This window comes from Caulobacter sp. GW821-FHT12F03, from assembly GCF_058806855.1.
The window spans coordinates 75,927-90,674 of sequence record NZ_JBXAQC010000006.1 but is presented as its reverse complement, the minus strand read 5'-3'; the positions used below and the strand labels follow the sequence as shown (position 1 = coordinate 90,674).

The window sequence follows — 14,748 nt, the reverse complement described above, 5'->3', positions numbered from 1 at the left end:
GCACCGCCGAACCTACTGGAGCCCCGCATGTCCCTTCCCCTGGCCGGCCGCCACGTCGCCGTTCTGCTCGGCGGTCTGTCCTCCGAGCGCGAGGTCAGTCTCGTATCCGGCGCGGCCTGCGCCACGGCGCTGGAAAATCTTGGCGCGAAGGTCAGCCGCGTCGACGCCGGGCGCGACCTCGCCCAGGTCCTGACGGCCCTCAAGCCCGACGTCTGCTTCAACGCCCTGCACGGCGCCTGGGGCGAGGACGGCTGCGTCCAGGGCGTGCTTGAGACCATCGGCATTCCCTACACCCACTGCGGCGTGCTGGCCTCGGCGCTGGCCATGGACAAGGCCAAGTCCAAGGCCGTGCTCGCTGCGGCCGGTGTGACGGTGCCGGGCGGCGGCCTTTTCAATCGTTTCGCCGCGGCCGAACGTCACGTGATGGAGCCGCCCTACGTCGTGAAGCCGAACGCCGAAGGCTCCTCGGTCGGGGTGTTTCTGGTGTTCGACGGGGCCAACCGGCCGCCGCAGGAGCTGGTCGCGCCGTCCTGGACCTATGGTGACGAAGTTATGATCGAGCCCTACATCGCCGGGCTCGAGCTGGCTGTCGCGGTCAGGGACGGCAAGGCCTTGACGGTCACCGAGATCGTTCCGACCACCGGATTCTACGATTACGACGCCAAATACGCCGAAGGCGGCTCCCAGCACGTGGTGCCCGCACGGATGCCCCAGGAAGACTTCGACCGCGCCCTGCGCCTGGCCGAGCTCGCCCACGCCGCTCTTGGTTGCCGGGGGGTGACCAGAAGTGATCTTCGTTATGACCCCGTTAAGCGTCTTCTGGTCCTCTTGGAGGTCAACACGCAGCCCGGAATGACGCCCACCTCTCTGGTTCCTGAGCAGGCGGCCCATCTCGGAATTAGTTTCGACCAACTGGTGCTCTGGATCGTGGAGGACGCGTATGCCCGCGACATTGCGGGGGGCTCGGCGCAGTAACGCCAGGCCCAGGGCCAAAGCGCCCGTCAGCCAGGGAAAACCCCGCGCCTCCGCCAAGGGGCCTCAGACCGCGGCCAAGCTGCGGGCTGCCCGTGGCGTTGGCCTGCCGCCCCGCATCGCCATCATGGCGGCCGGCGTGGTGTTCGGCGTCGGTCTGGTCGTCACCCTCGCCACAGGTCACCGGGCCCAGGCGCTGGCCCAGAACACGCAGCAGGCCGTCGCCGGTCAGACCGCGGGTCTCGGTTTCAAGCTGGCCCGCGTTCACATCCAGGGCGCCTCGCCGATGGCGGAGCGGTCCATCCTGGCTTCGACCGGCCTGCAGCTGGGCCAGCCGATCCTCGACATCGACCTGGAAGCGGTCCGCAAATCGGTCGAGCGCGTGGGCTGGGTCCAGGAGGCGCAGGTCGTGCGCCTGCTGCCCGACACGCTGGTCGTCGCCGTGCGCGAACGCCAGACCCTGGCGGTCTGGCAGAACCACGGCCGGACCCTGGTCATCGACGCCGGTGGCAATCCCATTCCGGAGGCCGACGCCGGCCGTTTCCCGCAGCTGCCGCTGATCGTCGGGGAGGGGGCCAACGAAGGCGCCGCCCAGATCCTCCAGGCAGTCAATTCGCGGCCGCGTCTGGTCGAACGGCTGGAAGCCATCGTGCGGGTCGACGGCCGTCGCTGGGACCTGCGGCTGAAGGACGGCGGGCTGGTGCAGCTGCCGGCCGTCGAGGAGGAGTCGGCCCTGATCCAGCTGGACCAGCTCGATCAGCGTCAGCGCATCCTCGAACTTGGATTTGAACGAATCGACCTGCGTGAGCCCGGCGTCGTCGCCGTCCGCCCGCGCGGGGCGCCGTTGCCGGGCGAGCCTCTCGCTTCGGACGGCGCATAGGACTTTTGGGAGCTATCGGGTGGCAAAGACTTTGACGCGGCAGGATGATCGCAAACAGGCTGGCGACAGCCTGAAGGCGGCGCTCGCCCGTCAGCCGGTGATCGCGGCGGTCGATCTGGGGGCCTCGAAGGTGGCCTGCTTCGTCATGAAGCCGGACGGCGTGCGCCGGTCGGACCGCACCCTGACCACGGCGGGCGTGGGCTATGTCCAGTCGCGCGGCGTCAAGGGCGCGACCATTTCCAGCATGGACGAGGCGGCCGAGGCCATCGCCCTGGCCGTCGAGCGGGCCGAGTCGGTCGCCGGCGTCAGCGTCCAGGGCGTGACCATCGCCACGGCCGGCGGCCAGATGCGCAGCGACCGCGTGTCGGCCCGCGTGTCGATCGGCGCCCGGCCGATCTCCGACAACGACTGTTCGCGGGCGCTGGCCGCGGCGCTGGACCAGATCCGGCTGCCCGGCCGCCGGCCGCTGCACATCCTGCCGATCGCCTGGTCGGTCGACGCCCAGCGCGGCGTGCGCGACCCACGCGCCATGTTCGGCAAGTCGCTCGGCGTCGACCTCGTGGTCGTCTCGATCGCCGAGACCATCTTCCAGACTCTTGGACACTGCGTGGAGCGCGCGCACCTGCAGTTCGAGGGCGTGGTGGCCGCGCCGTTCGTTTCGGCCCTGGCGGCCCTCGAGGAAGACGAGATGGACCTCGGGGCCATCTGTATCGACATGGGCGCGGGCGTGACCTCGGCGGCCGTGTTCAGCGGCGGCAGCCTGGTCCACGTCGAGTGTCTCGCCGTCGGCGGCGAGCACGTGACCCAGGACATCGCCCGCGGCTTCTCGACCTCGCGCGCCGGCGCCGAGCGCCTGAAGACGCTGCACGGGTCGGCGATCGCCTCGGCCAACGAGGACCGCGAGATGATCGAGGCCCCGCCGCGCGGCGACGATCCCGGCGCCAGCCCGGTCATCGCTCCACGCTCGCTGCTCAAGGGCATCATCGCGCCGCGCGTCGAGGAGACCCTCGAGCTGCTGCGTGAACGGCTGAAGGCTTCCGGCGCGGCGATCGAGCCCGGCGCCGGCATCGTCCTGACCGGCGGCGCCAGTCAGCTGGCCGGCGTGCGGGAAGTGGCCGTGCGCGTGTTCGACCGCCCGGTGCGGCTGGGCCGTCCGCGGCGCGTGCCGCATCTGGCCGACGCGGTGACCGGTCCGGCCTTCTGCGCCGCCGCCGGAATCCTGCACCGCGCCGCCTTCGGTCCGCGCGAAGCCGTTTCCGCCAAGGCTCTCGCCGGCGCCCGCGTGCGTCGCGAACCGCTTGATCCCGGGGCGGGGCCCGTCGCCAAGGTCGCGGCGTGGCTCCGTGATAATTTGTAGCAAGTAGCGACCGTTGATTCGCGCAACCCCTTACGAATCAACAAATTTCATCCGCAGACGTCTCGATCCCCTCGCGACTCACGCTATGCGGTTAACTGCCGATTAACGATGTGGGTCCGATGTTAACCCCGCCGTAAGGCATTCCCGGCGGGTGGATCGTCGGCACGTTCGAAAGAACAATTGGACGCGGGGTCCCGACTATGAAGCTGTATGCGCCTCAAACGACCGAATTGAAGCCCAGGATCGTTGTCTTTGGTATCGGCGGGGCTGGCGGCAACGCCGTCAACAACATGATTGAAGCCGGGCTGGAGGGCGTCGAGTTCGTCGTCGCCAACACCGACGCCCAGCAGCTTCAGTTCGCCAAGACCGATCGCCGCATCCAGCTGGGCGTCACGGTCACCCAGGGTCTGGGCGCCGGCGCCCACCCGGAAGTCGGCATGAGCGCCGCTGAGGAATCCTCGCCGGAGATCGGCGAGCACCTCGACGGCGCCCACATGGTGTTCATCACCGCCGGCATGGGCGGCGGCACCGGCACCGGCGCCGCGCCGATCATCGCCAAATGCGCGCGGGAGCGCGGCATCCTGACGGTGGGCGTGGTCACCAAGCCGTTCCACTTCGAAGGCCGTCACCGCATGCGGCTGGCCGACGCGGGCATCGCCGAGCTGCAGCGCTACGTCGACACCCTGATCGTCATCCCCAACCAGAACCTGTTCCGCGTCGCCAACGAGCGCACGACCTTCGCCGAAGCGTTCGGCATGGCCGACCAGGTGCTGCACTCGGGCGTCCGCTCGATCACCGACCTGATGGTGCTGCCGGGCCTGATCAACCTCGACTTCGCCGACGTCCGCACGGTCATGACCGAGATGGGCAAGGCGATGATGGGCACCGGCGAGGCCACGGGCGAAGACCGCGCCCTGATGGCCGCCCAGAACGCCATCCAGAACCCGCTGCTCGACGAAGTTTCGCTCAAGGGCGCCAAGGCCGTGCTGGTCAACGTGACCGGCGGCCTCGACATGACCCTGCTGGAAGTCGACGAAGCGGCCAACGCCATCACCGACCAGGTCGACCCGGAAGCCAACGTCATCTTCGGCGCGGCCTTCGATCCGGCGCTGGAAGGCTCGATCCGGGTCTCCGTGGTCGCCACCGGCATGGACGGCGCCTCGATCGCCGCCATCGAACCGGCCCGTCCGCAGCGTGTGAACGCCACGGCCAAGCCGCTGATCGTCGAGCCGGTCCAGCCGATCGCCCAGCAGCCCGCGCCGGAGCCGGTCTATGAGCAGCCGGTCCGCGCCGCCGAGCCGGCCTGGCAGGCCCCGCGCGCCGAAGCCCAGCGCTTCGAGCCGGCGCCCAGCTACGAGCCCGAGCCGGAACTGACCTTCGATGCGCCGCCGGCCCCGACGCCGCCGCCGGTCATCACGCCGCCGGCCCAGCACACCCTGCGTGTCGAACAGCCGCGCACTGTCATCGTCGATCCGCTGGTCGCCGAAGAGGGCGAGCTGGACGCGCCGCTCTATGCCGACCCGCACTTCGAGGACAGCCGCCAGCAGCGGAAGGGCTTCCTGAGCCTGTTCGGCGGCCGTCCGCAGCAACAGCAGCGCTACGAGGGCCCGCCCGCCGTGCGCGCCACCGGACGCGTCCAGACCGCCGTCGCGCCGCAGATGATGGAAGAGCCCCAGGCCGACGAAGGCGAGGATCTCGAAATCCCGAGCTTCCTGCGCCGCCTGGCCAACTAGCCTCACGCGGGAAAAGCCGGGCTCCCGGCTCAACCGCCAGCACAAACGATCCCGGTCGGACTGTTGCAGTCCGGCCGGGATTTGTCGTTTAGCTCTTATGTTTCAAGGGTTTGCGAGGGTTACAATCCGAAACAGGGTTTGTTTTGCGGCGGTGCAGCATCGTCCTTAAATGGCACGTGGGGCGTTGAGCGGTCGAAGTCGGCCCTCGGCATTTAGTCAAAGGTCTTCTCGTGTCCGTGTCGGCTTATCATCAGCATACCGTGGCCGGCCCCGTGATCTTCGCGGGCGTGGGCGTTCACACCGGCGCCCATGTGCGCGTCGCCGTGCGTCCCGCCGCCGCCAACAGCGGCATCACCTTCGTGCGCACCGACATCAAGGACCGCGACAACGCCATCCGCGTGTCGGCCGAGGCCGTGGGTCAGACCCGCCTGGGCACCGTGATCAACAACGCCGACGGCGTGGCCGTCTCGACCATCGAACACCTGATGGCCGCCATGTCGGCGCTGGCCATCGACAACGCCGTCGTCGAGCTCGACGGTCCCGAAGTGCCGATCCTCGACGGCTCGGCCGAAGTCTTCGTCCAGGTGCTCGACCGCGCCGGTCGCCGCCGCCAGGAAGCGCCGCGCCACTTCATCGAGGTGCTGGAGCCGATCCAGGTGTCCGAGGGCGACAAGACCGCCGCCCTGCTGCCCTGCGACACCTTCGAGATGGCCTTCGAAATCCAGTTCGACTCGGCGCCGATCGGCCGCCAGCGTGTCGATCTGGAAATCACCGAACAGTCTTTCCGCGAAGAACTGGCCGATTGCCGGACCTTCGGCTTCCTCAAGGACGTCGAGGCCCTGCGCGCCGCCGGCCTGGCCCGGGGCGCCTCGATGGAGAACGCCGTCGTCCTCGACGGCGACCGCGTGCTCAATCCCGAAGGCCTGCGCCGCCCGGATGAATTCGTGCGCCACAAGGCTTTGGACGCGGTCGGCGACCTCTATGTGCTCGGCGCGCCGCTGATGGCCCGCTTCGAAGGCCTGTACGCCGGGCACGGTCTGAACAACCTTCTGGTGCGTGCGCTGATGGCCAATCCGCAGGCCTGGCGCATGCGCACGCTCGCGCCGGCGCTCGCTCAGGTCGGTTAAGCGGTCTCCGCCGCATTTGCGCCCGCCTTTGTGTGGTGTAGAAGCCGTGAGCTGCGCCCGGGGGCGCGCGAACTGGTTCGAGGTGAGGGTAAGTGCTTCCTAGATCGACTGGCCGGGCGGCCCTTCTCATCCTCGCCATCACAGTTTCCATGGTCGCGGCCGGCTGCGCCCGTGAAAAGCCCAAGCCGCGCCTGGCGTACGAGGAGCGGCCGGTCGAGCTGCTGTACTCGACGGGCGCCTACAAGCTCGACCAGCATCGCTGGGGCGAAGCGGTGACCTACTTCCAGGAAGTGGAGCGCCAGCACCCTTATTCTGAATGGTCGCGTCGCGCGGTCCTGATGACCGCCTACGCCCATTACCAGGGCAACCAGTACGCCGACGCCATCAAGGACGCCGAGCGCTTCATCCAGCTCTACCCGGGCAATGCGTCCGTGGTTTACGCCTACTACCTGAAGGCCATCTGCTACTTCGAGCAGATCGTCGACGTGGGTCGCGACCAGGCCTCCACCGAGCAGGCGCTCGCCTCGCTGCAGGAAGTCATCCAGCGCTTCCCCAACAGTGAATACGCCGCCGACGCCCGCCTGAAGGTCGATATGGTCAGAGACCAGCTCGCCGGCAAGGAAATGGCCATCGGCCGCTACTACCTGAACCAGGGCCAGACGCTGGCCGCGATCGGCCGCTTCCGCACCGTGGTCGACAAGTACCAGACCACGACGCACACGCCCGAAGCCCTCTACCGCCTGGTGGAATGCTACCTGACCGTCGGCCTGATCCAGGAAGCGACCAACAACGGCGCCGTTCTGGGCGCCAACTTCCCGGGCGACGCCTGGTACTCCGACGCCTACAAGCTGCTGACCGACCGCGGCCTGCAGCCGGCCGTCGAGCCCAAGACGCCGGGCGCCAAGCGCAGCTACCTCGACCGCCTGCTGAACCGCGGGACGGCGCTGCCCCCTCCCGGCGAGCATGCGCCGCCGTCCGTCGCCCCTCCGGCGGAAGCCGGCGCGCCGGCCGCGACGCCGGCCCCGGCCAAGCCCAAGAAAAAGGGTCTGTTCGGTCGCCTGTTGGGGCACTGACTTTCCGAAAATCAGGCTAGACTGCGGTCATGCTGATCGGGCTGGCCATTCGCGACGTCGTGCTGATCGAGGCGCTTGATCTCGCCATCGGCCCCGGCTTGACCGCGCTCACCGGCGAGACGGGCGCGGGCAAGTCGATCATTCTCGACGCCCTGGGCCTGGCGACCGGCGCCCGCGCCGACGCCGGCCTCGTGCGTCGCGGCGCGCAGCAGGCCAGCGCCACCGCCATCTTCTCCCCGCCCGCCGATCACGCCGTCTGGGCCCTGCTCGACGAGAAGGGCCTGAGCTACGAGCGTGACGAGGATCTGGTCCTGCGCCGCCAGCTGTCGGCCGACGGTCGCAGCCGCGCCTTCGTCAACGACCAGGCCACCGGCGTCGCCGCGCTCAAGGAGCTGGGCGCGCTGCTGCTGGAGGTGCACGGCCAGCACGAGACGGTCGGCCTGCTCGATCCGCGCACCCACCGCGCCCTGCTGGACGCCTTCGGCGGCGTGTCGCTGGGCGCGGTCGCCTCGGCCTGGAGCGCCTGGCGCGCCGCGCGCGAGCGGGCCGGCGTCCTGCGCGACCAGGCCGCCAACGCCGAGGCCGAGATCGAGGAGCTGACCCTTCGCCTCGGCGAACTGGACCGGCTCGATCCGCGCGAGGGCGAGGAGACGGCCCTGGCCGAGGAACGCGCCCTGCTGGGCGCCGCCGAGAAGGCCCTCAGCGACGTCGACGCCGCCCGCGACGCCCTGGGCGGGGAAAGCACGGCCAACCGCCTGTCACAGGCCTTCCGGGCCCTGGAGCGGGCGCGGGAGCGGGCGATCCAGGCCGGCGCGGCCGCCGATGGTCCGGCCGTCCAGCGCCTGACCGCCGCCGCCGAGGCCGTCGACCGCGCCGTCAGCGAGGTCCGCGAGGCCGAGGCGGCCATCGATCATGCCGCCCAGGCGTTCGACCTCGACCCCAAACGGCTGGAAGAGGCCGAGGAGCGGCTGTTCGCCCTGCGCGCCATGGCCCGCAAGCTGTCGGTTCCGGTGGAGTCCCTGCCGGCCGTACGCGCCGACTTCGCCGCCCGACTGCGGGCCGTGGAGACGTCCGGCGAAGCGCTGAAGCTGGCCGAGGCCGCCGAGGCCGAGGCCCGCGCCGCCTACACCGCCGCCGCCGCGACCCTGTCGGCCGAGCGCCGCGCCGCCGGTGAGCGGCTGGCCAGGGCGGTGGAAGGCGAACTGGCCCCGCTCAAGCTGGAAAAGGCCCGCTTCCGCGCCGCCGTCGAGCCGCTGCCCGAGGACCGGGCCGGCCCGTCCGGCATGGACCGTGTCGCCTTCGAGATCTGCACCAACCCTGGCGCGCCGTTCGGGCCGCTGGAGGCCATCGCGTCGGGCGGCGAACTGGCCCGCTTCGCCCTCGCCCTGAAGGCCGCGCTGGCCGGCCGGACCCAGGGCGCCCAGCCGCTGATGATCTTCGACGAGGTCGACCAGGGCGTCGGCGGGGCCGTGGCCGACGCCGTGGGCCTGCGCCTGCGCCGGCTGGCGGCCGACGCCCAGGTGCTGGTCGTGACCCACAGTCCGCAGGTCGCCGCCCGCGCCCACGCCCACTGGCGCATCAGCAAGAGCGGCGACGACACCTCTATCCGCACGGCGGTCGAGACCCTGTCGGCCAACGCCCGCGAGGAAGAGATCGCCCGCATGCTGTCCGGGGCCGAGGTGACCGACGCCGCCCGCGCCGCCGCCCGGGCGCTGATCGGGGCTTAGGGCGTCCTTCGAGACGCGGCTTCGCCGCGCCTCAGGATGACGAACGGGGGTGGGCTGCCATAGTGTCCGTCATGGTGAGGAGCGAGCCTCAGGCGAGCGTCTCGAACCACGCACCGAATCGAACCACCTCAGGCTGATGACCGAAACGCCCGTCCCCGACCTGACCGAAGCCGAAGCCGTCCTCGAGCTCGAGCGACTCGCCGACGAGCTGGCGGCGCACGACATCCGCTATCACCAGGAAGACGCGCCGGTGATCAGCGACGCGGACTATGACGCGCTCAAGCGCCGCAACGAGGCGATCGAGGCGCGCTTTCCGCATCTGGTGCGCGACAACAGCCCCTCGCTGCGCGTCGGCGCCTCCCGATCGGAGCAGTTCGCGCCGGTGGCGCACGGCGTGCCGATGCTCAGCCTCGACAACGCCTTCGCCGACGACGAGGTCGAGGCCTTCGTCGCCCGGGTGCGGCGGTTCCTCGACCTGCCGGCCGGCGAGCCGGTGGCCTTCACGGCCGAGCCGAAGATCGACGGGCTGTCGGCCTCGATCCGCTACGAGAAGGGCGTTCTGATCCGCGGCGCGACGCGCGGCGACGGCCGGACCGGCGAGGACATCACCGCCAACCTGCGCACCCTGAAGGACATTCCCGAACGCCTGTCCGGCCGCGGCTGGCCCGACGTGATCGAGATCCGCGGCGAGGTCTATGCGCCGCTGGCCGAGTTCGAGGCCTTCAACACCACCGCCGAGGCGGCCGGCCAGCGCACCTACGCCAACCCGCGCAACTTCGCCGCCGGCTCGCTGCGCCAGATCGATCCGGCGATCACGGCGAAGCGGCCGCTGCGCTTCTTCGCCTACGCCTGGGGCGAGATCAGTGAGGCCTTCGCGAAGACCCAGAGCGAGGCCCTGAAGCATCTGGCGGAGTGGGGCTTCACCACCAACGACCGCTCGCGCCGGGTGGAGAACGCCGAGGGCCTGATCGGGGTCTATCGGGAGATCGGCGCGGCCCGGCCGACGCTGGCCTATGACATCGACGGGGTGGTCTACAAGGTCGACCGGCTGGACTGGCAGCAGCGGCTGGGCTTCGTCTCGCGCTCGCCGCGCTGGGCCATCGCCCACAAGTTCCCGGCCCAGCAGGCGACCACCGTGCTGGAGGGCATCGACATCCAGGTCGGCCGCACGGGCAGCCTGACGCCGGTCGCCCGGCTGCACCCAGTGACCGTCGGCGGCGTCGTGGTGCGCAACGCCACCCTGCACAACGCCGACGAGATCGCCCGCAAGGACATCCGCATCGGCGACACCGTCACCCTGCAGCGGGCCGGCGACGTGATCCCGCAGATCCTCGGGCCCGTCGACGCCGACCGGCCAGGCCGGGGCGAGCCGTACGCCTTCCCGACCACCTGCATCTGTCCGCTGAAGACGCCGGTGGTTCAGGAAACCACCGCCGGCGGGGCGATCACCGTCGCCCGCCGCTGCACCGGCGAGTTCGCCTGTCCGTTCCAGAAGATCCGCCACCTGATGCACTTCGTTTCGCGCCGGGCGTTCGACATCGAGGGCATGGGCGAGAAGCAGCTGCAGGCCTTTCTCGACGAGGGCTGGATCACCGAGCCGGCCGACATCTTCCGCCTGGCGCGGGACGAGGAGCGGCTGGCCGTCCTTCGCGAGCGCGAGGGCTACGGCGAGACCTCGGTGGCCAACATCGTCCGCAACGTCGACGCCCGCCGCACGATCAGTCTCGACCGCTTCCTGTTCGGCCTTGGCATCCGCGACATCGGCGAAACCACGGCCACCCACCTGGCCCGGGCCTTCGACAGCTTTGCCGAGCTGGAGGCGGCCGTGATGGCGGCCTCGCAGCAGGCGCCGAGCCCCGCCTATGTCGAGCTGACGGCCCTGCACGGCCTCGGCCCCAAGGCCCGCGACCAGCTGCTGGCGCTCGCCCCGACGCTGGGTGAGGATCCCTGGCCGCAGGCGCCGATGAGCCAGAAGATCGACCACGCCGCCGCCGGCCTCGCCGCCCCGGCGCGCCGGGCGCTGGCCGACCGGTTCGAGAGCTGGGGCGATTTTGTCGAGACCACGAAGGCCGCCGCCGCCGGCGCGCCGGGCGAGGCCTTCCTGGCGCTCTCGGCCATCGACGGGGTCGGGCCGGTGGCCGCCCAGTCGGTCGCCGACTTCTTCCGCGAGGATCACAACCGCGCGCTGGTCGAGGCGCTGGTCGCCGAGCTGGACGAGATCCAGCCCCTGCCCAAGGCGAAGACCGACACCGCCGTCGCCGGCAAGACCGTGGTCTTCACCGGGGCGCTGGAGAAGATGACCCGCGACGAGGCCAAGGCCCAGGCCGAGGCGCTGGGCGCCAAGACCGCCGGCTCGGTATCGAAGAAGACCGACCTCGTCGTCGCCGGTCCCGGCGCCGGCTCAAAGCTGAAGGACGCCGAGAAGCACGGGGTGAAGGTGCTGACCGAGGACGAGTGGCTGGCGCTGATCGGCGCGGGCTGACGGCCTAGAAGTAGTCCTTCAGCACCACCGTCCGCGTCTCGCCGGTCGACAGGGTGAAACTGACGCTCGACCCGACGGGCAGGGTGCGGAGCGCCTGGATCGCCGCGGCGTTGTCGCCGGTCAGCGCCAGGCCGTTGACCGCCGTCAGGATCTGGCCGGCCTTCAGGCCCGCGGCCTCGGCCGGGGAGCCCGGTGCGATCAGCAGGATCTCCGCCTTGCCGTCGCGGGCCGGACGGGCGAGCACGCCCGAACGATCCTTCGAGAAGGGCCGGGCGGCGGCGTCAGGCAGCGGAGTCAGGAACAGGCGGTTGTGGGCGTAGTCGGTCGTCAGCCGGAAGCGGCTGAGGATCGGCATGCCGACGTTGCCCAGGGTTCGGTTGCTCTCCGCGCTCTGGCCGTCGTCGTCGAAGAACACGGTCGGCACGTCATGGAAGGTCACGCCGGCGAAGGTCACCGACCGCAAGCTGGCGATGCTGCGGGTCTTGATGCCGCCGATGGCGCCGGAAAGCGTCTTTGACACCGGCCGGCCGTCGGACAGCGTTCCGGCCGGCTTCCACCAGGCCGAATAGGCGAGGAACGCCGAGCCGTTGCCGAGGTCGAAGTCGACCTGCACCGGCGGACCGCCCTCGATCGACACGGGCACGGAGCGGATGCCGTTGGCCGAGGTCACCGGCACCTCCACCGCGCCGGCCGGCGGCGTGAATCGGGCCGGGTCGGCGAAGGCGATGGTCTTGCCCTGGAAGTCGAGTTCGACCGTCAGGGCGTTCAGCACCTCCTTGCCGAGGATCACCGGGATCGGCCGGCCGATCGCCTGTTCGATGCTCGACAGGTCGACCAGGGCGACGGTCAGGTCCTTCAGTTCGACATCGCCGATGCGGATGGTTACGCCGGAGGCCAGCTGCGCCTCCTGGCGACCGCCCGTACCGACGGCGGTGACCACGCCGGACACCTTGATCCAGGCGGCGTCGGCGAAGCGGCTGTCGAGCACGGTGGTCTCCGCGCCGCTGTCGAGCAGCACGTGCGTCTCCTGGCCGGCCACGGTGGCCGGAATGTAGATGCGCGAGCCGAGGAAGAACTCGAACGGCAGCGGCGCCGTGGCCTGGACGCCGGGCGCGAACCGCGCCACCTGCCGCGGCGCGGGCGGGGTCCAGACGGCCGGCCCGACGGCGGGGTCGATGTCCATGGCCGTGAAGGTCAGGCGACGTTCGATCGGGTCGCCCTCCTCCTGCAGCCGTTCGACGAAGGGCATGCGCACGCCCTCGACGGTGCGCCAGTCGTCGTACCGGACCAGCGTCCTGCGCCCGTCCTCCAGCCGCCGCTCGGCCTTCAGGGCCCCGGTCGACGGGTCGATCAGCAGGTCGTAGGCGTCCGGGCCGCCGAAGGTGACGTGCAGAACCGAGACGGGCGCGCCGTCCAGGGTCTCCGGCGTGGCCAGGGTGACCGTTGCGCCGGCCGCGCCGCGCAGGGCGTCGTCGAACGTGAGCAGGTCGCGGCGTCGCGCGGCGTCGGCCTCGGCCGGCGAGGGCGCCTCGATCTGGCCGCTGAGGGTCACCGTCCAGGCGCCGTCGGGCCCGTAGGCGGAATCGGAGGTCAGGGCGCCGAAGGCGAAGCGGTCGCGGCCGTGGCCGGCCGTGATCCAGCGCTCGACGGAGCCGCCGAAGCGGCCGTCGGTGGCCGTCCCGGTGGCGTGGACCCCGGTCGCGCGCTCAAAGGCGGGGCCGCCGCGCCAGGCGACATAGCGGTCGACGAGGATCGCGGCGGGATCGGCCGCGGCGGCCTGTCCGGCGATCAGGGCGAGGCCGGCGGCGCAGGCCAGCAGGGCGGAGGTGCGGGTCATGAACGGTCTCCGAGGAGGTGGGTGAGGCCGGGCGGGCGCAGGGTCAGCAGGGCGACGTCGGCGAACGGATCGTCGCCGGGCGGGAGGGCGGAGAGGCGGATTTCCGACGACAGGGCGCTGTGTTGCAGGCAGGCCAGATAGGCGCTGTCGCTCCAAAGCCCGCGCAGAACCTGATCGCCCTCGTGGGCCAGCAGGGCGACGAGGTGTTCGCGCGCGTCGGCGGCGAGCGTCATCTGCTGGCCCGGCCAGCGCCCGGCGGCTTCGGGGGCCGAACCGGTGATCGCCACCCTCACGGTCGTCTCGGTCGGCCCATAGACCAGGCCCGCCACGACGATGCCGGCGGCCGCGGCCGTCTCAAGGTCCTGACGGAGGGCTTCGAACGGCTCGGGAAACAGGTCGAACAGGACCACGGAAGAAGCGCCCGCGATCATCGCCCGGGCCTTGGCCAGGACCTGGTCGCGGCTCTTGAGCGCGTAGAGCCGGTCATCCGGCGTCGCCATGTCGATGGTGCTGAGCGCCGCCAGGGCGGCCGCGCCGCGCCGGTCGAAGGTCGCCTTCAGTCCGGCCAGCAGTTCGCCGGGCGCCGCCGCGCGCCAGGTCCGGGCCTCGCTGTCATCGACGATCACCGCGCCTTTCGACAGCAGGGACTCCAGGGCCTGGTAGGTGTTTGCGGGCGCCTTGCCGACGGCCCTGGCCAGACGATAGCCGGTGGCCGGTCCGGCGCGGACCAGTTCGCAATAGACCCGCGCCTCGATGGCGCTGAACCCGAGGTCGCGCAGGCTGTCTTCGGCAATAGTAGTTGTCATGACTACTACTATTTTCGGGCCGGCGCGGAAGGTCGAGTGAAACCTTTGTAATCCGCGTCAGGTCAGGCTTCGTCCCGGTGCTGGCCCCGGTCCGCGAGCCAGGCGACGGCGATCGTGACGAGGTAGACCGACAGGCCCAGCCGCGCGAAAGCGAAGGCGTCGCCGGTCGGGGCGGACAGCTCGCCGATCATCTGCAGCGTCACGAGGTAGAGCAGGAACAGCAGCGCCGGCCAGGCCGTCCGTCCGAAGCGACCGCGGTTCCACAGCCAGCAGCCGCCGGTCAGGGCGATCAGGCCCATCTCCAGTGTCTTCTCCGCGCCGGGCAGGTTCCACAGGCCCAGCCCAACCTTCTGGCCGCCGGGCCAGACCTCGAGATCCGGCCGGTGCACCAGCCAGTCGGCGGCCCAGTGCGAGAACACGACCAGCCCCACGGCCAGGGCCGTTCCCCAGGGCAGCTTGAGCAGCCACCGCGCCAGCAGCAGGCCCGCCAGCGACCAGACGATCGCGGCCGGCAGGCTGTGGGTCCAGGGCATGTGGTCGAGGATGAGCGGGCTGCCGGGCAGGTCCGGGTCGAAGCGGACCGTTTCCACCCCGGCCATGACCAGGCTGCTCCAGCCGATGTCGATCAGCTGCGCGGCCCCGACGTAGGCCCACAGCGGCGCTTTCGGCGCGATGGCCTTGCCGGCGAGCGCGGCGGCGTAGTGTCCGACAAACATGACGGTCCTCCCCCGAGTTGGTCAGGGAAGGAGGGTGG

Annotated in this window: 11 protein-coding genes; 8 read left to right on the top strand and 3 right to left on the bottom strand. The window is 70.7% G+C overall.

The annotated features are described in order from the left end of the window. Positions 1 to 27 precede the first annotated feature (27 nt). The 8 genes from AC1RN0_RS14430 to ligA all read left to right on the top strand — a co-directional run bounded on the left by AC1RN0_RS14430 (position 28) and on the right by ligA (position 11,351). Positions 28 to 975: a D-alanine--D-alanine ligase gene (locus AC1RN0_RS14430; protein WP_492788151.1), complete on the top strand. Its 948-nt coding sequence runs from the start codon at positions 28 to 30 to the stop codon at positions 973 to 975. Next, the gene (locus AC1RN0_RS14425) at positions 941 to 1,852 is read left to right on the top strand and encodes a cell division protein FtsQ/DivIB (protein ID WP_492788150.1); all 912 of its coding nucleotides are present in this window, start codon (positions 941 to 943) and stop codon (positions 1,850 to 1,852) included. The genes AC1RN0_RS14430 and AC1RN0_RS14425 overlap by 35 nt, the downstream gene beginning before the upstream one ends. 31 nt (positions 1,853 to 1,883) lie before the next feature. Then, entirely contained in the window at positions 1,884 to 3,209 is a 1,326-nt protein-coding gene (gene ftsA / locus AC1RN0_RS14420; RefSeq protein WP_492788310.1) for a cell division protein FtsA, read from the top strand. Positions 3,210 to 3,409: 200 nt separating this feature from the next. Next, positions 3,410 to 4,942: a cell division protein FtsZ gene (gene ftsZ, locus AC1RN0_RS14415; protein WP_492788149.1), complete on the top strand. Its 1,533-nt coding sequence runs from the start codon at positions 3,410 to 3,412 to the stop codon at positions 4,940 to 4,942. Positions 4,943 to 5,172: 230 nt separating this feature from the next. Continuing rightward, complete coding sequence (gene lpxC / locus AC1RN0_RS14410; protein ID WP_492788148.1) at positions 5,173 to 6,069, top strand: UDP-3-O-acyl-N-acetylglucosamine deacetylase; 897 nt, start codon at positions 5,173 to 5,175, stop codon at positions 6,067 to 6,069. A 92-nt stretch (positions 6,070 to 6,161) separates the two neighbouring features. Continuing rightward, positions 6,162 to 7,142 carry an outer membrane protein assembly factor BamD gene (locus AC1RN0_RS14405; RefSeq protein ID WP_492788147.1) on the top strand — a complete coding sequence of 327 codons (981 nt, stop codon included), beginning with the start codon at positions 6,162 to 6,164 and terminating at the stop codon, positions 7,140 to 7,142. 29 nt (positions 7,143 to 7,171) lie between these two features. Continuing rightward, a complete protein-coding gene (gene recN / locus AC1RN0_RS14400; protein WP_492788146.1) occupies positions 7,172 to 8,869 on the top strand; it encodes a DNA repair protein RecN in 1,698 nt (565 codons plus the stop codon). Between the two features lie 136 nt (positions 8,870 to 9,005). Then, positions 9,006 to 11,351 carry an NAD-dependent DNA ligase LigA gene (gene ligA, locus AC1RN0_RS14395; RefSeq protein WP_492788145.1) on the top strand — a complete coding sequence of 782 codons (2,346 nt, stop codon included), beginning with the start codon at positions 9,006 to 9,008 and terminating at the stop codon, positions 11,349 to 11,351. Positions 11,352 to 11,355: 4 nt separating this feature from the next. Here the strand turns inward: ligA and AC1RN0_RS14390 are convergent, their stop codons facing one another. The 3 genes from AC1RN0_RS14390 to AC1RN0_RS14380 all read right to left on the bottom strand — a co-directional run bounded on the left by AC1RN0_RS14390 (position 11,356) and on the right by AC1RN0_RS14380 (position 14,710). Next, positions 11,356 to 13,188, bottom strand: coding sequence for a retropepsin-like aspartic protease (locus AC1RN0_RS14390; RefSeq protein WP_492788144.1), 1,833 nt, complete (start codon positions 13,186 to 13,188; stop codon positions 11,356 to 11,358). Continuing rightward, on the bottom strand, positions 13,185 to 13,994 hold the full coding sequence (locus tag AC1RN0_RS14385) for a TrmB family transcriptional regulator (RefSeq protein ID WP_492788143.1): 810 nt from the start codon (positions 13,992 to 13,994) through the stop codon (positions 13,185 to 13,187). Before AC1RN0_RS14385 ends, AC1RN0_RS14390 begins: the two co-directional genes overlap by 4 nt. A 62-nt stretch (positions 13,995 to 14,056) precedes the next feature. Further along, entirely contained in the window at positions 14,057 to 14,710 is a 654-nt protein-coding gene (locus AC1RN0_RS14380; protein WP_492788142.1) for a metal-dependent hydrolase, read from the bottom strand. Between the last annotated feature and the right edge of the window lie 38 nt (positions 14,711 to 14,748).

Bases quoted from the DNA above. Each gene is read 5' to 3' on its own strand.
- ligA (WP_492788145.1), top strand. From the start codon at position 9,006: ATGACCGAAACGCCCGTCCCCGACCTGACCGAAGCCGAAGCCGTCCTC.
- ftsZ (WP_492788149.1), top strand. From the start codon at position 3,410: ATGAAGCTGTATGCGCCTCAAACGACCGAATTGAAGCCCAGGATCGTT.
- AC1RN0_RS14425 (WP_492788150.1), top strand. From the start codon at position 941: ATGCCCGCGACATTGCGGGGGGCTCGGCGCAGTAACGCCAGGCCCAGG.
- recN (WP_492788146.1), top strand. From the start codon at position 7,172: ATGCTGATCGGGCTGGCCATTCGCGACGTCGTGCTGATCGAGGCGCTT.
- AC1RN0_RS14430 (WP_492788151.1), top strand. From the start codon at position 28: ATGTCCCTTCCCCTGGCCGGCCGCCACGTCGCCGTTCTGCTCGGCGGT.
- AC1RN0_RS14380 (WP_492788142.1), bottom strand. From the start codon at position 14,710: ATGTTTGTCGGACACTACGCCGCCGCGCTCGCCGGCAAGGCCATCGCG.
- AC1RN0_RS14390 (WP_492788144.1), bottom strand. From the start codon at position 13,188: ATGACCCGCACCTCCGCCCTGCTGGCCTGCGCCGCCGGCCTCGCCCTG.
- AC1RN0_RS14385 (WP_492788143.1), bottom strand. From the start codon at position 13,994: ATGACAACTACTATTGCCGAAGACAGCCTGCGCGACCTCGGGTTCAGC.